Origin of the sequence: Mycobacterium sp. 1165196.3 (assembly GCF_001673415.1) — a bacterium.
Classification (GTDB): Bacteria; Actinomycetota; Actinomycetes; order Mycobacteriales; family Mycobacteriaceae; genus Mycobacterium; species Mycobacterium europaeum_A.
In genome coordinates, this window is sequence record NZ_LZLU01000182.1 from 1 (window position 1) to 18600 (window position 18600).

An 18600-nucleotide genomic window follows, 5' to 3' on the forward strand; every position below is an offset into this window, starting at 1 on the left:
GAAGCGCCATTCGGTCGCGACCCAGAAGGGCATCCCTACACCGCAGAGCAATATGCAGCCCGTTTCAACAGCGTTGGGCCTGAAGGTCAACGATGGATGAACTTTCCTGGTAACCATGGTGCCGTACCCGGCACTCGGGCCGCCTATACCAACGCTGAGTCCTATTTACGAGACTATGGTCATTTACTCGATCGGATCGGCAAATCGGATGGCAAGTATTTGGCTGTTGTGGAGGATGGCCGACCGGCTACATGGGAAGAGCGGGCCCTTCACGTCAATTCCCTTCGCGATCCGTACAACGCCTACACCTTCGGGCAGTTGCCTGAAGGGTGGAGTATCGAGGTTTCGGAGGCGGGACCCGGTGTAGGCCAGCCGGGTGGTTCGATTCAAGTCCGCATATTCGATGATGCGGGCGAAGCACGACCCATCGACGAACTAACAAGAATAGGAGTATTGCGACAGTGAGGAGCAGCGTGGATCTCACCCCTGATTTGCAAGGCTGGATCCGTTTGGCAGGACTGGACATGATCCAGGGCTCGCAGACCCACGATGGACGGACGATCATCTGGAACAAAGGTGGAGAAACGCGCAATTATATTGACTTTGTTGATGGTTGGAATGTGATCACGTCGTCCGATCGGATGGGACCCGAGGGCTTTAGTTTTGCCGGGAAGACAATGCCTGTAACGGAAAGGTATCTATATGGGGCTTTTGGCGGCTCGGTGCGGAGCGGGGATTTGCCACTACTCCGAGCACCATTTGAGCGTCATCAATTGCTTCCAGGATTTGCTATCGAGAAGCAGCTCTTTGCAGGTCAAGAACGAAGCACCCTTGTCGATCGCGCGGGACACACTGTAGCGATCGGAGCAACTGACCGACTGGTGGCGTTGTCACACTACTTGGATGCTTCTGTCGATGACATCAAAGCCTCGTTCCAAGCTCCCGACGGGAGGCCGCTGTTTACTGTTTGGGATAAGACCAAATGACAGGCGGCATAGAAGTCTCCCCACGCCTCGAGCAGTGGGCTAAATTGGCTGACTACACACTCACACCTGGTTCGAGCACGACCGACGGACGGCCAATATTTTGGTCGGCGCTAGGCGAGACGCGGCTTTTTATTGGGGACAGGCAAGACGGTTGGTTTGTGATTACTGATTCCGACCGAATGGAATCCGAAAATTTCGTTCTGGCAGCTTCATCCATCGAGACGATCGAGAAGTACTTGTTCGGAAAGTTCGGCATGTACATCCGCAGCGCGAGGGGTCTGCCCCGAGTGGGCATGCCGACTGGGGCACACGAAGTTAGGCCCAACTTCAACGTCGAAACTCGCGACTATGAAGGTCTCGAACGCTTCGCTCTAGTTGCACCTGACGGCTCAACGGTAGCTATCGGCAGCGCTGATGAAGTAACTGCAACAGCGGAACTTAAGAAACTCGCGCTCTATCTAACGGCGACGATTGACGAAATTGAAGCGTCGGCGATCGATCCAGACGGAAAGCCGCTCTTCGAGTGTCGATAACTGTGAATCGAATTCCCGTAAAACAGATCCGCGGTAGGACCTACTCGCCCCGGTCCAAAAGATCCGACGACCCGAGCACCCGCTCGATCTGAACCTCGATGACCACGCGTCGTGGATTGGGGCGCGGGGTGCGGTAGCGCTGGGCGTATCGCAGCTCGGCGTCGCGCACGGCGTCGGGGTCGTTGTTGACCTTGGACCGGCCCTCCAGCGACAGCCACCGCGCGCCGTCCACCTGGCTGAGCACGGCCAGCCCGCCGCGATCGGCGTTGACCGCCTTCTGCGAACCCCCGGTGGTGATGACCCGCGCGATGTGCGTCTTGGGATCGAAGGTGAATCCGACCGCCACCACGTGCGGCGAATTGTCGGCTCGCAGCGTGGTCAGCATCGCCAGATGGCGTTCCGACAGGAACGCCAATGCGTCATCGGTGAGCCGGGTAGTGGTATTCGCCATCACCGCCCACGCTAGCGCAGGTGATAATCGCAGCCGTGGACGACACGGGCGCAGGTCCAGTACTGATCCTGGGTGGCCGCAGCGAGATCGGGATCGAGCTGGCGCGACTCCTCGCGCCCGGCGCGACGGTGGTGCTGGCCGCCCGCCGCGCTGATCAACTCGCTGACCAGGTCGACGCGCTCAAACTCGCCGGGGCCGCGGCGGTCGACACCCGGGAATTCGATGCCGACGACCTGGCCTCGCATGGGCCGCTGGTCGCCTCGATCGTCGCCGAGCACGGTCCCATCGGCACTGCGGTCTTGGCGTTCGGCATCCTGGGCGACCAGGCCCGCGCCGAAATCGACGCCGCGCACGCCGTCGCCGTCGTGCACACCGACTACCTCGCCCAGGTCAGCCTGCTCACCCAGTTGGCCGCCGCGATGCGCAAAGCGGACAACGGGCGGCTGGTGGTGTTCTCCTCGATCGCCGGCGCACGCGTGCGTCGCGCCAACTACGTCTACGGCTCGGCCAAGGCCGGCCTGGACGGCTTCGCCAGCGGCTTGGCCGACGCGCTGCACGGCACCGGCGTCCGCCTGCTGATCGCCCGCCCGGGATTCGTCATCGGGCGCATGACGGAAGGCATGTCGCCCGCACCGTTGTCGAGCACACCCGCCCAAGTGGCCGCCGCGACCGCACGAGCGCTCGCAAAGGGGCGCCGCACGGTGTGGATCCCGTGGGCGCTCGGACCGGCGGCGGCCGTGATGCGCCTGCTGCCGCAGTTCATCTGGCGCAGGATGCCCCGATGATCCGCGCCGGCGACCATGCAGAGCGGCGCTCATGATCGTCGTGGTCGGCATCGGCGCCGACGGCATGCCCGGACTCGGCGAAGCGTCACGCACCGAACTCCGCAGGGCCGCAATCATTTACGGCTCCCAGCGGCAACTCGACCTTCTCGATGACACGGTGCCCGCGCCGCGACGACAATGGCCGTCGCCGATGATGCCCGCGCTGCAGACGTTGCTCGATGAGCACACGGGCGACGTGCACGTGGTGGCCAGCGGCGATCCGCTGCTGCACGGCATCGGCGGCACCCTGATCCGACTGCACGGCAGCGGCAACGTCAGGGTGCTGCCGCACGTGTCCTCGGTGACGCTGGCCTGCGCGCGAATGGGGTGGAACGTCCACGACACCGAGGTGATCAGCCTGGTCACCGCGCAGCCGCGCACCGCGGTGCGCCGCGGCGGCCAAGCGATCGTGCTGTCGCAGAACAAGTCCACGCCAAGCGAATTCGCCGCACTGCTCACCGCGCATGGCCGCGGCGAGTCCGAATTCACCGTCCTCGAACGCCTCGGCGGCCCAGACGAGCACCGCCGCGACGGCACCGCCCGCGACTGGGCCGGTGACCGAGACCTCGACGATCTCAACGTGATTGCCGTGCGCTACCTGCCCGACGACCGTGTCTCGCCACTACCCGACGACGCGTTCACCCACGACGGGCAGATCACCAAGCAGGGGATCCGCGCGGTGACGTTGGCCGCCCTGGCGCCGCGCCCGGGCGAGCGGTTGTGGGACATCGGCGCCGGCTCGGGCAGCATCAGCATCGAGTGGTGCCTGAGCGGGCGCGGTTGCAGCGCAGTGGTATTCGAGCGCGATGAGCGGCGCAGGCACAATCTCGACATCAATGCCGCGGCCTTCGGGGCCGACATCGAGGTGCGCGGCGAGGCTCCGGACGCATTCGCCGGCGCCGAGCCGCCGTCGGCGATCTTCCTCGGCGGCGGACTGACCCAGCCCGGTCTGCTCGACGCCTGCCTGGACAACCTGCCCGCCGGCGGACGGCTCGTCGTCAATGTGGTCACCACCGAATCGGAAGCCGTTCTGGCGCAAGCACATCAGCGCCTGGGCGGGCAGCTGCGACGCTTCCAGCATTATCACGGTGAGCCGCTGGGCGCATTCACCGGCTGGCGCCCGCAGTACCCGGTCACCCAGTGGGTGGTGACCAAGTGACCGTGTATTTCATCGGCGCCGGCCCGGGCGCGGCCGACCTCATCACCGTGCGCGGTCAGCGGCTCCTGCGATCCTGCCCGGTGTGCTTGTACGCCGGATCGATCATGCCCGACGACCTGCTTGCCCTGTGCCCGCCCCACGCGAAAGTCGTTGACACCGGCCCGCTGACGCTCGAGCAGATCATCACCGAACTCAGCGAGGCGCACGCCGCCGGCCACGACGTGGCGCGCCTGCATTCCGGTGACCCGTCGCTGTACAGCGCGCTCGCCGAGCAGTGCCGCCGGCTCGATGCCCTGGGCATCGACTACGAAATCGTGCCCGGGGTTCCGGCTTTCGCCGCCGCGGCGGCCGCGCTGAAGCGCGAGCTCACCGTCCCGGGGGTGGCGCAGACGGTGACGCTGACCCGGGTGGCGACCCTGTCGACGGCCATGCCGCCCGGCGAAGACCTGAAGACCCTGGCCCGGTCCGGCGCAACCCTGGTCCTGCATCTGGCCGCCGCCCAGATCGACACCATCGTTCCGCAACTGCTCGAAGGCGGCTACCGCGCCGAGACACCCGCGGCCGTCGTGGCTTTCGCCAGCTGGCCGCAAGAGGCGGTGCTGCGCGGCACGCTGGCCGACATCGCCGAGCAGATGCATCGGACCGGCATCACCAAGACCGCGGTGATCGTCGTCGGCGACGCGCTGACCGCCGGGGGATTCACCGACAGCTACCTGTACTCGACCGGGCGGGCGCGGGGGAGTCGGCACTGATGCGCGTCCTGCTGCTCGGCGGCACCGGCGAGGCGCGCGCCCTGGCCAAAGCGCTGCATCCCCGCATCGACATCGTCAGCTCCCTGGCCGGCCGGGTGCCCGACCCTGCCCTGCCGGTCGGACCGGTGCGCATCGGGGGGTTCGGCGGCGTCGACGGGCTACGGCGCTGGCTGCACGACGAACGCATCGACGCCGTCGTCGACGCCACCCACCCGTTCGCGGCCACCATGGCGGCGCACGCCGCCGCCGCCTGCGCCGAATTGCGGATACCTCACCTGATCCTGGCGCGCCCCGCCTGGGACCCGGGCCCCGCTATCGTCGTCGATTCGGACACCGATGCCGCTGAAACCGTTGCCCGGCAAGGCTATTCGCGGGTGTTTCTGACCACCGGGCGCTCGGGCGTGTGGGCCTTCGCCGGCAGCGACGCGTGGTTTCTGATCCGTGCGGTCACCGACCCCGACCCTTCGGCATTGCCGCGCCGTCACCGGGTGGTGCTCTCCCGCGGACCGTATGGCTACGACGACGAGTTCGCGCTGCTGCGTGACCACCGCATCGACGCGCTGGTCACCAAGAACAGCGGCGGGGACATGACCCGCGCGAAGCTGGATGCCGCGGCGGCACTGAACGTTGCGGTGGTGATGGTGGCGCGCCCGCCGCTACCGGCCGGCGTGTCGACCGTCGGCACGGTGGCCGAGGCCGCCGAATGGGTTGGCGCGCTACAGGGTTCGCGCTAGCCGGTTAGGTGGCCGCGCTCGCCGTCGGCCAGCAGCGCGTCGCGGGCGCGCGCGACGCGGGAACGAATGGTGCCCACCGGGCAACCGCAGACCGCGGCGGCGTCGGCGTAGGGCAGGCCGAGCAGTTGGGTGAGCAAAAGCGCTTCGCGCTGTTCGGCGTTGAGGTTGGCGATCATGGTGGTCACCTCGACCAGGTCCTCGAACCCGCGGGCGTGCCGGTCCGCGCGCACCACGTGCTCGGGATCGGCACCCATGGCCGCGCGGGGCCGCGACTGCAGGTGGCGAATGTGGTCGGCCACCACGCGGCGCGCGATCGAGAGCAGCCAGGTCCGCGCGCTCGAACGCCCGGAGAACCGCTCGATGGCGCCGATGGCGCGCAGAAAGGTCTCTTGGGTCAGATCGTCGGCGCTGCCCGCATCCGAGAGATAGGCGACGAACCGCCACACGTCTTGCTGGGTGGCCTTGATGAACGACTCGAGCGCTCGCGCGTTTCCGCGCGCGGCTGACAACGCGAGCTCGGTTACGGCCTCGTCATCGCTCGGCGCGATCATGCCCAACCACCTTTGTTGTGCGAGTTTTCCGATTCTACGACGGCCCGTCGTAGACGATGCGGTGGGGTCGATGGCGGCATGGTTGATGGGCCGCAGATGCCCGCGCCGCCGACCGCTGGGTGAGTCCGCCGCCCAGGCGGGAAAGTGTGCGTCGTCCGAAGCATCCGAGCCGCGCCGGCGGTGCGAGCCCACCCGTTCACGCGCCACCAGCAACGCAAACGCCAAGCCCAACAACAGGGGCATGTGGCTGGCGATGCGGGTGGCGGTCACCTCGCCGGCGAAGGCGTCGACGATGACATAGCCCAGCAGCGCAACGGAATAGACACCGGTGATGGCCGCCACTCCCGAGGCCGAGGCGGGCCAGACACCGGCCGCGATCATCGCCAGACCTAACGCCAGCAACCAGGCCGTCGACTCGTGCATCAGGTGCTCACCGGACATCGCGCCGTGCATATGCTCGGACACCATGCCGAAATCGATTCCGCTGATTTGGGCGGCGGCGATCGCCACCTGGAAAAGGCCGACCGCGATCAGGCCCCAGCGCCGGTAGTGCGACCGCAGCCAGCGCATCCGGGCCTGAAGTCCGGTGGCCTGCTCGCCGATGCTCGCCATGATCTTGTCGACCAGGTCGGGGCCCTCGCCGGGCGTCACCGAAGCCAGCCGGCGCGTCTGCACCGCCGCCCCGATCAACCAGGAGCGGCAGCTGCGGCAGGATTCGAGGTGGGCGTCGACTTGCTGCGCGAGGACTTGGGGACGCTCGCCGTCCAATCGAGCCGACAGCGCTTCGCGCGCAATCTCACACCGCATCCCTGCATCGTTGCGCATGGCCCGGCCCCGCGCAAAGACTCGCCACATTTGGCCCCGGAACGAAATTGCGGGGAACTAAACGGCGGCGGCAACCGACCTCTGGTCGTACGCATCGCCAGCCCACCCACGAGATGCACCGAAGAGGTATTCGTGTCCTTGCCCGAAGGCCCCCGACGATGACCGCCCCGATCTGGATCGCGTTTCCGCCCGAAGTGCACTCGACACTGCTCAGTAGCGGCCCCGGCCCCGCGCCGCTGCTGGCCGCCGCCACCGCGTGGACGTCGCTGAGCACCGACTACGCGACCGCGGCAGCCGAGCTCAGCGGAGTGCTGGGGGCGGTGCAGGCGGGCTCGTGGGACGGCCCCAGCGCGGACCAGTACGTGGCCGCACACGCCCCCTATCAGGCCTGGCTGCTGGAAAGCGCGGCCAAGAGCACGACGGCCGCGGCCCTGCACGAGACCGCGGCCACCGCCTACACCACCGCCCTGGCCGCCATGCCGACGCTGGGCGAGCTCGCTGCCAACCATGCCGTGCACGGGGCGTTGGTCGCCACGAACTTCTTCGGGATCAACACCATTCCGATCGCCGTCAACGAGGCCGACTACGCGCGGATGTGGGTGCAGGCCGCCACGACGATGACCACCTACCAGGCCGTCAGCGAATCGGCGCTGGCGGCGGTCCCCGCGACGACGCCCGCGCCGACGATCGTCGTACCCGGGGCCGAGGCCGCCACCGCCGGCGTCGCGGCGGTACAGGCGGCCGCCGTCGCGCCGGCCGCGAGTTCGGGCTCCAACCTCAACAACGCCGACACCTCGAGCGCCCAGCAGCAGGCGGCGACGCAGACCTATCCGTCGTGGATGGACCAGCTCACCCAGTGGCTGCAGCAGTACACCCAGAACTTCGCGTGGCCGGTGTCCAAGGACCTCAACCCCGGTGGGTGGCCGTTCCCGCCGGTGCCCTGGGTCAACAGCCTCGCCTCGTTCTTCGGCCAGTTGGGGCTCTCGCCGGCCCTGTCGACCGCGCTGGGCTGGGCCATCTTCCACACGCTGATGATCTTCTGGCCGTTCATTCAGCTCGCGATCCAGATGGCGGTGGTGCTCGCCCCGGTTGTCGTGGCCGCCATCGGCGCGGCCGCCGCGGGCGGGGTGGCCGCGGCGGTCACCGCGATCAGCGTCGCGGTCCCGCTCTCGACGCCCGCGCCCCTGCCGGCGGTCGCGGCGGCGCCCGCGCCGGTCATCGCCCCGACGCCGACGATCGCCACCGCGCCGGCGAGCGTGAGCCACGTGCCCACCCCGTCCACCGCGCCCGCGACGACCGTTGCCGGATCGGCGGGCGGGGGACCGGTGGGCGGCGGACCCGGTGTCGGCTTCGGTCCCACGGCGACCGACGGCATCGGAGCGAACGCGTTCAACGCCCTGTACGCCGTGGGGCTTTCGGGACTGTCGGCGCGCGGCAGCGCGAGCAGCCGGTCTCGGCGCAAGTCGGAGGAACCGTCGTCCGACGACCTCGACACGCCCGCCGCCGCGGCCGCGGCCGCCGAGGCCAAGAAGAAGGCGCGGGCCCGCCGGCGTCGCGGCGGCACCGCCACCGAGCGCGCCTACCGCTATGAGTTCATGGAGATGGACGGGGGGACGACCCCGGCCGCCGACGCCGGAGACCCGTACGCCCCCCGCCCTTCCGAGGACAGTGCGGGACCGCTCGGATTCGCCGGCGCCGCAACCAAACCCGATGCCGCGCAAGCCACCGGGCTGGCCACGCTGACGCGCGACGGGCTGAGCGACGGCCCCACCCTGCCGATGATGCCGAGCACCTGGGATCGCGACTAGCCGGCGTTTCAGGCCTGGTAACGCCGCGGTGTGAAGACCCGGTCGGTGGAATCGTGTGAGTACCACTGGGTTTGGGACGACCCGACGATCAGCAGGCAGCGCATGTCGATCTCGGTGGGCTCGAGATCGGCCAGCCTGACCACGCGGACGTCTTCGTCCGGGCCGGAGACGTTGCGGCCGACCACCACCGGGGTGCCGGGTTCGCGGTGGGCCAGCAAGATGTCGCGCATCGCCCCGACCTGCCAGGTCCGCGACTTGGAAGCCGGGTTGTAGATGGCCAGCACCAGGTCGGCGGCCGCGGCGGCCTGCAGCCGCGCGGAGATCACCTCCCACGGCTTGAGGCGGTCCGACAGCGAGATCACCGCGTAGTCATGCCCCAAGGGTGCGCCGACCCGGCTGGCGACGGCCTGGGCCGCTGTCATCGCCGGAATCACCCGCACCTGCACGCCCGGCCATTCCTTGGCCTCTTCCAGCACCGCCGTCGCCATCGCGAACACGCCCGGGTCGCCCGAGGACACCACCGCCACGGCGCGGCCCTGTTCGGCCAGCGCGCAGGCCAGGCGGGCCCGCTCGGGCTCGTCACGGTTATCGCTGGGGTGACGCTGCTGGCCGTCGCGGGCCGGGACGCGGCTCAGGTAGCCGCCGTAGCCGATCAGGTCGGTCGCCGCCGCGAGCTCACGGCGGGTCTGCGGCGTCATCCAATCCATGTCGCCGGGGCCCAGACCCACCACCGTGACGCTGCCGACGGCGGCAGCGCGCCGGCCGCGCTGCCCGCCCGGCAGGATGGCCAGTGAGAAGTACGGGACGCCGGCCTCGTCGACGTCGGCGGCGGGCAGGATGCGTTGCGAAGCGGTGCTTGCCCGCTCCACATAGAACGCGTCGTCAAGTTGTCCTGACGTCGAAAGAGCTTCCCGCACAGCGTGATACGAACGGCCGAGCTTGAGCACAACGGCGGCGTCGGCGTCGGCGAGCCGTCGGGTCAGCTCTTCGACCGGCAGGGTGCCCGGCAACACCGACAACACCTCGTCGCCGGCCACCAATGGCGTCGCGATGGCCGCCGAGGCGGCGCTCACCGACGTCACGCCCGGCACGATGACCGCGTCGAACCGCTCCGTCAGCCGGGTGTGCAGATGCATGTAGGAGCTGTAAAACAGCGGATCGCCCTCGGCCAGCAGGGCCACATTGCGACCGGCCCCCAGATGCGCCGCGATGCGCTCGGTGGCCTCGACGTAGAAGTCCTCGAGCGCACCGGCATAGCCGCCGGGATGGTCGGTCGTCTCGGTGGTGACCGGATAGACCAGGTGCTCTTCGATCTGGCCGGGCCGCAGGTACGGTTCGGCGATGCCGCGCGCGATGCTGCGGCCGTGCCGGGCGCTGTGGTAGGCCACCACGTCGGCCTCGCCGATCACCCGGGCGGCCTTGACGGTCACCAATTCCGGGTCACCGGGCCCCAGCCCGACGCCCCACAGTGTCCCCCGGTCGGCGCTTTGCGCGGTGCCCGCTGCGGTCACTCGCGGTCGCTCGCGATCGCGTTGACGGCCGCGGCCGCCATGGCGCTGCCGCCCCGGCGGCCCCGCACCACCAGATACGACGTCCCGCGGGGGTTGGCGATGAGCTCCTGCTTGGACTGCGCCGACCCGACGAAACCCACCGGTCCGCCCAACACCCCGGCCGGTGGGGCCAGCCCGTCGTCGATCAGCTCGAGCAACCGGAACAGCGCGGTCGGGGCGTTGCCGATGGCCAGCACCGCGCCGGGCAGCCGGTCCGCCCACAGCTCCACGCCGGCCGCCGAACGAGTGGTCTGCCGGCGCGCGGCCAACTCGGCCGCCCGGGGATCGGCCACCAGGGACACCACCTGGTTGTCGGCCGGCAACCGCGCCGCGGTGATGCCGGCGGCCACCATCGACGAATCGCACAGCACGGGAGCGCCGCCGCGTAGGGCGGCGCCGACCCGGTCGACGACGTCGTCGGTGAACGCGACGTGCTCGGCCACGTCGACCTGCCCGCAGGTGTGAATCAGCCGGACCACCACCCGTGCCACATCGGCGGGGAATCGCGCCAGATCGGCTTCGGCGCGGATCGTCGCGAACGACTGGCGATAGATCTCCGCCGCGTCGCGGATGTAGTCGAGCACCCGCCCACTTTAAGGCTCTCCCGCGTGGTGACCCGCCGCACCCGGCTACAGGCGCCGGTATCCGTCCGAGGTGGCCACCAGCACGTCACCGGTGAGCGGACTGCCACACGCCCGGTCGCAGCCGACGAAGTGACGGTGCACCCCCGAATCGGGATCCAGCGACCGCGCGGCGTCGGCCCGCACATCGGCGGCCGACCGCGCGCAGCCGGGGCTGCCGGTGCAGGCGCTGACGCTCAGCCAAGGCGAGTTCTCGTCGAACACCAGGCCCAAGGGCGCCAGGACGCGCAGCGCGACGTCGGCGACCTCTTCGGCAAGATCGCACACCAGCACCGAGCGCCACGGCGTGATCACCAGCGGCGCCTCGATCGCCGCCAGGTACTCCGCGACGCGCGCCGGCAGCACGCCGAGCGGCACCGCGGCGCCCAGCGTCACCCGGCCGTCGTCCTGGCCGATCCAGCCCACCGGCGCCTTGGTGACGGCCGGGAACGAGGGGGCGCGCGGCTTGGCACCGGGCACCAGCCGTCGTAGGTCGTCCAATTCCTGGACGCGCCAAGCGGTTTCGCGAATATCGAGGAACCGCATCGCGAGCGCGACGAGCGTGTCGATCACCTCGTCGTGCGCCAGCCGGACACCGGTGTCGCGTCCGGCCAGCAGCAGCGCGCAGCCGTCGGGAAAGGCGTGCACGCCCACGTCGGCGCGCAGCCCGGAGACGTCGGCCCGCCCGTCGTCCAGGCCGAACCAGAATCGACCGCCCAGCTCGGCGAGCCGGGGCTTGCCGCAGATCGCGGCGTCGAGTTCGCCGACCCAGCGCCGGACATCGAGATGGCCGCCGGAGCGTCCGGACAGCGGTGAGGCGACGATATTGCGGACCCGCTCGTGCGTCGCCGACGGCAACAGCCCCGCGGCGGCGAGCGCCTCGCCGACCGCTTGGACGTCGGTCAGCCCACGCAACTGCACATTGCCCCGAGCGGTCAGCTCGAGCGTTCCCGAACCCGATGCGGTGGAGACGGCGGCCAGCGCGGCCAGTTGGGCGGCGGTGATCATGCCGCCGGGTAGCCGGATCCGGGCCAGCGCACCGTCGGCCGCCTGGTGCACCTGCAGCGCACCCGGGCATGCGTCGGTGTCGCGCGTCCTGGCCACCCGTCCACGGTACGGCCCCGAGCGTCACACGCCGGTCGGGATTGCCTTCAGCCAGACGTAAACCCTTACCCGGGCCCCCGTCCGCGCCTTAGCGTCGGCACAGTGAGCATTGCCACCGCGCTCGATGCTGCCTCGAGCAAGCCGGCCGGCGGCCCAGCCGGCGGGGCTAGCGGGCTGTGGGCGCGCCGCAAATGGGAAATCGTGCGCGTCGTGTCGCCGCTGGCGTTGTTGGCGCTGTGGCAGCTGGGCAGCGCGATAGGCATCATCCCCGCCGACGTGCTGCCGGCCCCCTCGCTGATCCTCGAGGCCGGCGTGGAGGTGACCCGCAATGGGCAGCTCGGCGACGCGCTGCACATCTCGTCCGTCCGTGTCGTCGAGGGGCTGCTGCTGGGCGGGGTCATCGGAATCGTGGCGGGCGCGGCGGTCGGCCTGTCCCGCTGGGTCGAATCGACCGTGGACCCGCCCATGCAGATGATCCGGGCGCTGCCGCACCTGGGGCTGATCCCGCTGTTCATCCTGTGGTTCGGGATCGGCGAGCTGCCCAAGGTGTTGCTCGTCGCGCTGGGCGTGGTCTTCCCGCTCTACCTCAACACCTTTTCGGCGATCCGCCAGGTCGACCCCAAGATGCTGGAAACCGCTCAGGTGCTGGGCTTTTCGTTCACTCAGCGGTTCACCCGGATCATCGTGCCCAGCACCGCGCCGCAGGTGCTCGTCGGCTTGCGCCAGTCGCTGGCCATCGCGTGGTTGACGCTGATCGTCGCCGAGCAGATCAACGCCGACAAGGGAATCGGCTTCCTGATCAACAATGCCCGCGATTTCCTGCGGATCGACATCATCATCTTCGGGCTGACCATCTACGCCCTGCTCGGCATCATCACCGACGCGATCGTCCGGCTCATCGAGCGCCGCACGCTGCGCTACCGACAGTGAAAGGTCCCGGCTTGACTCTCACCGCTGAATCGGACGCCACCACCCGCGGGCGGACCGACATCGCCGGCGAACTGCGCAACGTCGACAAGTGGTACGGAAACCGGCAGGTACTCAACGACGTTTCGGTGCGCGTGAAGAGTGGCGAGATCGTCGCCCTGCTCGGGCGCAGCGGCTCGGGCAAGTCGACGGTCCTGCGGGTGCTCGCCGGGCTGTCGCGCGATCACAGTGGGCAACGCGTGGTGTCCGGCGCGCCGGCGCTGGCGTTCCAGGAGCCGCGCCTTTTTCCGTGGCGCGACGTGCGCACCAACGTCGGCTACGGCCTGACCCGCAGCCGCCTCCCGCGCCAGCAGGTGCGGGAGCGCGCCGAGCGCGCGCTGGCCGACGTCGGGCTGGCCGACCACGCCGGCGCCTGGCCGCTGACCCTGTCCGGCGGTCAGGCGCAACGCGTTTCGCTGGCCCGGGCGCTGGTCGCCGAACCGCGACTGCTGCTGCTCGACGAACCGTTCGGCGCGCTCGACGCGCTGACCCGGTTGACGATGCACACATTGCTACTGGATCTGTGGCGCCGCCACGGGTTCGGGGTGCTGCTGATCACGCACGACGTCGACGAAGCGGTGGCGCTGGCCGATCGCGTGCTGGTGCTCGAGGAAGGCCGTGTCATCCACACGCTGACTGTCGACGATCCGCGCCGCGCGCCCGGTGACCCCGGTCCGCACACTGAGCAGCACCGCGCGGAGTTGCTGGATCGCCTCGGGGTGCGCCTGTGAGCAAGTGGTTTCGCCGCGCTGGCCGCGACGGTCGGATTGCTGTCGGCCGGAAGTGTTTCGCGCACGGCCGGTTGGGGCCCACGCCGCCACTGGGCGCCCGCAGTAGCCCAAAACTATTGGGCCGCAGCGCGATTAAATTCACCGGTGGCCGTTGTGGCGACCCGCAGGTCTGCCAACTGGGTGGACCACCCGATTCAATGAGGCGGCGCCGAAGCCTCGCCCCTCACTCCAAGGATTGAACACGCGTCAGTATGGGCATCCTGGTGCCCGTGAGAACGCTGGAATACGCCCCGGGTCGACTGGCCGATGTCTTCGGCGAACCGGCGCCATCCACGATCCTGCTCTGGCACGGGGCGCAAACCGATGCCCGCGCGGCCGTCGGCCCGCTGGCCGGCATGCTGGCCGGGCGCGCCGCGGTGGTGGTCGCGCCCGACTGGAACTCCCATGCCGACGACGGCGGGCGCGCGGACCTGTTGGCGTCGCTGGAATTCGCCCGCAACCTCGCCACCGACGCCGCGCGCATCCTGCTCGTCGGGTGGTCAATGGGTGGTGCGGCCGCGGCGGGGGTGACGCTGCACGCCGCGCGGCTCGACTTCGCTCCCGCGCACACGGTTTGCCTCGCCGGAGCCTTCATGGTCCCCGATCCGATCTTCGGTGCCTCCCTGCCCGACGTCCTGAACGGCGCCGAAATCGGTTCACCGTTCACGTTGCTGCACGGCGTCGACGACGACGTCGTCCCCGTCGACGCGAGCAGAAACTTCGCCGCCCGCCTGGAGCGGGTGGGCTGGCCGGTGGAATTGGTAGAGCTGGCGGCCGATCACGGCTCGATCGCCGGCGCCGACTACGACGCCCTCGCGGACCGCTACGAACCGGCCAAAGACGGACCGGCGCGGATCGTCGCCCAACAGGTTGCCGACCGGATCGCGGCGATGCTGGGCGGTTGAGCGGTGCGGTCGCGGCCCAGTAGGTGCGGGCGCGCCCCGTTGCGGTACGAATGATGGGTGGCTGAGCCGACCATCCTGCTGCTGTCGACCTCCGATACGGACCTGATCAGCGCCCGTTCCAGCGGGAAAAACTATCGGTGGGCCAACCCGTCTCGGCTGTCCGAATCCGAACTGCCCGACCTGCTGGCCGACGCCGCCGTCGTGGTGGTGCGGATCCTGGGCGGCTACCGCGCCTGGCAGAGCGGCATCGACGCGGTGATCGCCAGCGGGGTGCCCACGGTATTGGTCAGCGGCGAGCAGGCCGCCGACGCCGAGCTGACCAGCCTGTCCACGCTCGCGGCCGGCATCGCGGTGCAGGCGCACATCTATCTAGCCCATGGCGGCGTCGACAACCTGCGCCAGCTGCACGCCTTCCTGTCGGACACGGTGCTGATGACCGGGTTCGGGTTCACCCCGCCGGTCGTGACGCCGACGTGGGGCGAGCTACCGCGGCCGAACGCCGAAGACGTCGACGGCCCGACGATCGCGGTGCTGTATTACCGAGCGCAGCACCTGGCCGGCAACACCGGCTACGTCGAGGCGCTCTGTCGGGCCATCGAGGACGCCGGCGCGCGCCCGATGCCGATCTACTGCGCGTCGCTGCGCACCGCGGAACCCGAACTGCTGCAACGGTTGGGTGCCGCCGACGCCATGGTGGTCACCGTGCTGGCCGCCGGGGGACTGAAGCCGGCCACCGTGTCCGCCGGCGGGGATGACGACAGCTGGAACGTCGAACACCTTGCCAGCCTGGATATCCCGATCCTGCAGGGATTGTGCCTGACCAGCCCGCGCGCCTCGTGGCGCGAGAACGATGACGGCCTGAGCCCGCTCGACGTGGCCAGTCAGGTCGCGGTGCCCGAATTCGACGGCCGCATTATCACGGTGCCGTTCTCCTTCAAGGAAATCGACGAAGACGGGCTGATCTCCTATGTCGCCGACGCGGAACGCTGCGCCCGCGTCGCGGGACTGGCGGTGCGGCACGCACAGCTGCGCCACGTCGCCCCGGCGGATAAGCGGGTCGCCCTGGTGTTCTCGGCCTATCCGACCAAGCACGCCCGGATCGGCAACGCGGTCGGCCTGGACACGCCGGCGAGCGCCGTGGCGCTGCTGCAGGCGATGCGCGAGCACGGCTACCGGGTGGGTGAGCTGCCCGGCGTCGAGGCCAACGACGGCGACGCCCTGATCCACGCGCTGATCGAGCGGGGCGGACAGGACCCCGACTGGCTCACCGAAGGGCAGCTGGCCGGAAATCCGATTCGGATGTCCGCCAAAGACTATCGTGAATGGTTCGCGACCCTGCCCACCGAATTCACCGATGCCGTCACCGAGCACTGGGGCCCGGCGCCCGGGAATCTCTTCGTGGACCGCAGCAACGACCCCGACGGCGAAATCGTGATCGCCGCACTGCAATCGGACAACCTGGTGCTGATGGTGCAGCCGCCCCGCGGTTTCGGGGAGAACCCCGTCGCCATCTACCACGACCCGGACCTGCCGCCCAGCCACCACTACCTGGCCGCCTACCACTGGCTGGACGCCGGCTTCGGCTCGCACGCGGTGGTGCACCTGGGCAAGCACGGCAACCTGGAATGGCTGCCCGGCAAGACGCTGGGTATGTCGGCGGCCTGCGGGCCCGACGCCGCGCTGGGCAACCTGCCGATGATCTACCCCTTCCTGGTCAACGATCCCGGCGAGGGCACCCAAGCCAAACGGCGCGCGCACGCCGTCCTGGTCGACCACCTCATCCCGCCGATGGCGCGCGCCGAATCCTACGGCGACATCGCGCGTTTGGAGCAGTTGCTCGACGAGCACGCCAACGTCGCCGCGCTGGATCCCGGCAAGCTGCCCGCCATCCGCCAGCAGATCTGGACGCTGATGCGGGCCGCGAAGATGGACCACGACCTCGGTCTCACCGAACGTCCCGAGGAAGATTCCTTCGACGACATGCTGCTGCACGTCGATGGCTGGCTGTGCGAGATCAAGGACGTCCAGATCCGCGACGGCCTGCACATCCTGGGCCAAAAGCCCACGGGGGAGGCCGAACTGGACCTGGTGCTGGCGATTTTGCGGGCACGCCAACTGTTCGGTGGCGAGCACACCCTGCCCGGGCTGCGGCAGGTCCTCGGTCTGGCCGAGGACGGCACCGACGACCGGTCCGCGGTCGACCGAACCGAGGCCGTGGCCCGCGAACTCGTTGCCGCGCTACAGGCGGCGGGCTGGGGGGCCGATGCGGTCGAACGGATCACCGACAATGCCGAAGTCGCCGCGGTGCTGCGCTTCGCGGCCACCGAAGTGGTGCCACGGCTGGCCGGCACCGCCGCCGAGATCGAGCAGGTGCTGCGCGCCCTGGACGGCCGGTTCATCCCGGCCGGCCCGTCGGGCTCGCCGCTGCGCGGCCTAGTCAACGTGCTGCCCACCGGCCGCAACTTCTACTCCGTCGACCCCAAAGCGGTGCCGTCCCGGCTGGCCTGGGAAGCCGGTGTGGCGCTGGCCGATTCGCTGCTCGCCCGCTACCGCAACGACCACGGGCGGTGGCCACAGTCGGTCGGGCTGTCGGTCTGGGGCACCTCGGCCATGCGCACCGCCGGTGACGACATCGCCGAAGTCCTTGCCCTACTGGGCGTTCGACCGGTGTGGGACGACGCCTCGCGGCGCGTCGTCGACCTGGCACCGATTCCGCTAGCCGAGCTGGGCCGCCCGCGCATCGACGTGACGGTCCGCATCTCCGGCTTCTTCCGGGACGCCTTCCCGCATGTCGTGACCATGCTCGATGACGCGGTAGGGCTGGTCGCCGACCTCGACGAGCCCGCCGAAGACAACTACGTACGTGCGCACGCCCAAGCCGACCTGGCCCAGCATGGCGATCAACGTCGTTCCACCACAAGGATTTTCGGATCCAAGCCGGGCACCTACGGCGCCGGGTTGCTGCAGCTGATCGACAGCCGCAACTGGCGGGACGACGCCGATTTGGCCGCGGTGTACACCGCGTGGGGCGGCTTCGCCTACGGCCGCGACCTGGATGGCCGCGAGGCCGTCGACGACATGAACCGCCAGTACCGGCGGATCGCGGTGGCCGCCAAGAACACCGACACCCGCGAACACGACATCGCCGACTCCGACGACTACTTCCAGTACCACGGCGGGATGGTGGCCACCGTGCGCGCGCTGACCGGCCAGGAGCCGGCCGCCTACATCGGCGACAACACCCGGCCCGACGCGATCCGCACCCGCACCCTGTCGGAGGAGACCACCCGGGTGTTCCGCGCGCGGGTGGTCAATCCGCGCTGGATGGCGGCGATGCGCCGGCACGGATACAAGGGCGCGTTCGAGATGGCGGCGACCGTGGACTACCTGTTCGGTTATGACGCCACCGCCGGAGTGATGGCCGACTGGATGTACGAACAGCTCACCGAGCGCTACGTGCTGGACCCGGAGAACCGGAAGTTCATGTCGGAGTCCAATCCCTGGGCGCTGCACGGCATGGCCGAGCGGCTGCTCGAGGCGGCCGGGCGCGGCATGTGGGCGGCGCCGCAGCCGGAGACCTTGGATGGGCTGCGGCAGGCGCTGCTGGAAACCGAGGGCGATCTGGAAGGCTGACTTCCGCGTAGGCGCGGCGTAGGTTGACACCGTGACGCCAACTTTCGCCGACCTGGCCAACACGCAGTACATCCTGCTGACCACCTTCACCAAGGACGGCAGGCCCAAGCCGACGCCGATCTGGGCGGCCCTGGACAAGCAGCGCGGCGACCGACTTCTGGTCATCACGCAGGAAAAGTCGTGGAAGGTCAAGCGAATCCGCAACACCCCGCGGGTCACGCTGGCCACCTGCACCATGAACGGTCGCCCCACCAGCGAGGCCGTCGAGGGAACCGCGGCCATCCTGGACAAGTCGGAAACGGCCGCCGTCTACGACGCGATCGGCAAGCGTTACGGCATCGTCGGCAAGGTGTTCAACTTCGTCAGCAAGCTACGCGGCGGCATGGACAACAATGTCGGCCTCGAGCTGAAGGTGGCCTGAAACCACCG

General features: G+C 69.3%; 18 protein-coding genes and 1 pseudogene. 13 read left to right on the plus strand and 6 right to left on the minus strand.

Going from position 1 to position 18600, the window contains the following annotated elements; all coding sequences use genetic code 11:
• The 3 genes from A5659_RS27205 to A5659_RS27215 all read left to right on the plus strand — a co-directional run.
• Nucleotides 1–465: glycohydrolase toxin TNT-related protein (locus A5659_RS27205; protein ID WP_156749276.1), on the plus strand; the 465-nt coding region annotated here is incomplete at its 5' end.
• An 8-nt stretch (nucleotides 466–473) separates the two neighbouring features.
• Nucleotides 474–986 (plus strand): TNT antitoxin family protein, encoded by a 513-nt coding sequence (locus A5659_RS27210; protein ID WP_082976128.1) that lies wholly within the window; start codon nucleotides 474–476, stop codon nucleotides 984–986.
• Nucleotides 983–1519 carry a TNT antitoxin family protein gene (locus A5659_RS27215; protein ID WP_082976125.1) on the plus strand — a complete coding sequence of 179 codons (537 nt, stop codon included), beginning with the start codon at nucleotides 983–985 and terminating at the stop codon, nucleotides 1517–1519. The genes A5659_RS27210 and A5659_RS27215 overlap by 4 nt, the downstream gene beginning before the upstream one ends.
• A gap of 40 nt (nucleotides 1520–1559) precedes the next feature.
• Here A5659_RS27215 and A5659_RS19145 read toward each other — a convergent pair whose 3' ends face one another.
• Nucleotides 1560–1970 carry a F420-dependent biliverdin reductase gene (locus tag A5659_RS19145; RefSeq protein WP_066867196.1) on the minus strand — a complete coding sequence of 137 codons (411 nt, stop codon included), beginning with the start codon at nucleotides 1968–1970 and terminating at the stop codon, nucleotides 1560–1562.
• 35 nt (nucleotides 1971–2005) lie between these two features.
• On the opposite strand from A5659_RS19145, the gene A5659_RS19150 reads away from it, so the two are divergent.
• The 4 genes from A5659_RS19150 to A5659_RS19165 are packed head-to-tail and all read left to right on the plus strand — an operon-like array spanning nucleotide 2006 to nucleotide 5439.
• The gene (locus tag A5659_RS19150; RefSeq protein WP_067020593.1) at nucleotides 2006–2755 is read left to right on the plus strand and encodes an SDR family NAD(P)-dependent oxidoreductase; all 750 of its coding nucleotides are present in this window, start codon (nucleotides 2006–2008) and stop codon (nucleotides 2753–2755) included.
• Between the two features lie 31 nt (nucleotides 2756–2786).
• Entirely contained in the window at nucleotides 2787–3953 is a 1167-nt protein-coding gene (locus tag A5659_RS19155) for a bifunctional cobalt-precorrin-7 (C(5))-methyltransferase/cobalt-precorrin-6B (C(15))-methyltransferase (protein WP_067183439.1), read from the plus strand.
• Nucleotides 3950–4705: a precorrin-4 C(11)-methyltransferase gene (cobM, locus tag A5659_RS19160; RefSeq protein ID WP_067183442.1), complete on the plus strand. Its 756-nt coding sequence runs from the start codon at nucleotides 3950–3952 to the stop codon at nucleotides 4703–4705. The genes A5659_RS19155 and cobM overlap by 4 nt, the downstream gene beginning before the upstream one ends.
• On the plus strand, nucleotides 4702–5439 hold the full coding sequence (locus A5659_RS19165; protein ID WP_197498089.1) for a cobalt-precorrin-6A reductase: 738 nt from the start codon (nucleotides 4702–4704) through the stop codon (nucleotides 5437–5439). Before cobM ends, A5659_RS19165 begins: the two co-directional genes overlap by 4 nt.
• On the opposite strand, the gene sigC is transcribed toward A5659_RS19165, so the two are convergent.
• Both sigC and A5659_RS28845 read right to left on the minus strand, forming a co-directional pair.
• On the minus strand, nucleotides 5436–5990 hold the full coding sequence (gene sigC, locus A5659_RS28625; RefSeq protein WP_231997903.1) for an RNA polymerase sigma factor SigC: 555 nt from the start codon (nucleotides 5988–5990) through the stop codon (nucleotides 5436–5438). The two genes, A5659_RS19165 and sigC, sit on opposite strands and share 4 nt — an antisense overlap.
• Before the next feature lie 114 nt (nucleotides 5991–6104).
• A pseudogene (locus tag A5659_RS28845) lies at nucleotides 6105–6845 on the minus strand (DUF2275 domain-containing protein); the annotation flags it as partial.
• A gap of 128 nt (nucleotides 6846–6973) precedes the next feature.
• Here A5659_RS28845 and A5659_RS19175 point away from each other — a divergent pair.
• Nucleotides 6974–8623 (plus strand): PPE family protein, encoded by a 1650-nt coding sequence (locus tag A5659_RS19175; RefSeq protein ID WP_067020605.1) that lies wholly within the window; start codon nucleotides 6974–6976, stop codon nucleotides 8621–8623.
• An 8-nt stretch (nucleotides 8624–8631) separates the two neighbouring features.
• On the opposite strand, the gene A5659_RS19180 is transcribed toward A5659_RS19175, so the two are convergent.
• The 3 genes from A5659_RS19180 to cobG are packed head-to-tail and all read right to left on the minus strand — an operon-like array spanning nucleotide 8632 to nucleotide 11897.
• Nucleotides 8632–10134 carry a precorrin-2 C(20)-methyltransferase gene (locus A5659_RS19180; protein ID WP_067183449.1) on the minus strand — a complete coding sequence of 501 codons (1503 nt, stop codon included), beginning with the start codon at nucleotides 10132–10134 and terminating at the stop codon, nucleotides 8632–8634.
• Nucleotides 10131–10757, minus strand: a complete 627-nt coding sequence (locus A5659_RS19185; protein WP_066881051.1) for a precorrin-8X methylmutase — start codon at nucleotides 10755–10757, stop codon at nucleotides 10131–10133. Before A5659_RS19185 ends, A5659_RS19180 begins: the two co-directional genes overlap by 4 nt.
• A 45-nt stretch (nucleotides 10758–10802) precedes the next feature.
• Nucleotides 10803–11897: a precorrin-3B synthase gene (cobG, locus tag A5659_RS19190; RefSeq protein WP_066867213.1), complete on the minus strand. Its 1095-nt coding sequence runs from the start codon at nucleotides 11895–11897 to the stop codon at nucleotides 10803–10805.
• Between the two features lie 102 nt (nucleotides 11898–11999).
• Between cobG and A5659_RS19195 the strand changes: the two genes are divergently transcribed.
• The 5 genes from A5659_RS19195 (at nucleotide 12000) to A5659_RS19215 (ending at nucleotide 18592) form a co-directional block, all read left to right on the plus strand.
• On the plus strand, nucleotides 12000–12827 hold the full coding sequence (locus A5659_RS19195) for an ABC transporter permease (protein ID WP_067183452.1): 828 nt from the start codon (nucleotides 12000–12002) through the stop codon (nucleotides 12825–12827).
• Nucleotides 12828–12838: 11 nt separating this feature from the next.
• The gene (locus A5659_RS19200; RefSeq protein WP_066867236.1) at nucleotides 12839–13594 is read left to right on the plus strand and encodes an ABC transporter ATP-binding protein; all 756 of its coding nucleotides are present in this window, start codon (nucleotides 12839–12841) and stop codon (nucleotides 13592–13594) included.
• A gap of 269 nt (nucleotides 13595–13863) precedes the next feature.
• Entirely contained in the window at nucleotides 13864–14538 is a 675-nt protein-coding gene (locus tag A5659_RS19205; RefSeq protein WP_156749013.1) for a S9 family peptidase, read from the plus strand.
• 57 nt (nucleotides 14539–14595) lie between these two features.
• Entirely contained in the window at nucleotides 14596–18171 is a 3576-nt protein-coding gene (gene cobN / locus A5659_RS19210; RefSeq protein ID WP_067183455.1) for a cobaltochelatase subunit CobN, read from the plus strand.
• 31 nt (nucleotides 18172–18202) lie between these two features.
• The gene (locus A5659_RS19215; RefSeq protein WP_067021058.1) at nucleotides 18203–18592 is read left to right on the plus strand and encodes a PPOX class F420-dependent oxidoreductase; all 390 of its coding nucleotides are present in this window, start codon (nucleotides 18203–18205) and stop codon (nucleotides 18590–18592) included.
• Nucleotides 18593–18600: the final 8 nt, after the last annotated feature.

Coding starts and splice junctions, on each gene's coding strand:
- A5659_RS19145 (WP_066867196.1), bottom strand. CDS start 1,970: ATGGCGAATACCACTACCCGGCTCACCGATGACGCATTGGCGTTCCTG.
- A5659_RS27215 (WP_082976125.1), top strand. CDS start 983: ATGACAGGCGGCATAGAAGTCTCCCCACGCCTCGAGCAGTGGGCTAAA.
- A5659_RS19155 (WP_067183439.1), top strand. CDS start 2,787: ATGATCGTCGTGGTCGGCATCGGCGCCGACGGCATGCCCGGACTCGGC.
- sigC (WP_231997903.1), bottom strand. CDS start 5,990: ATGATCGCGCCGAGCGATGACGAGGCCGTAACCGAGCTCGCGTTGTCA.
- A5659_RS19175 (WP_067020605.1), top strand. CDS start 6,974: ATGACCGCCCCGATCTGGATCGCGTTTCCGCCCGAAGTGCACTCGACA.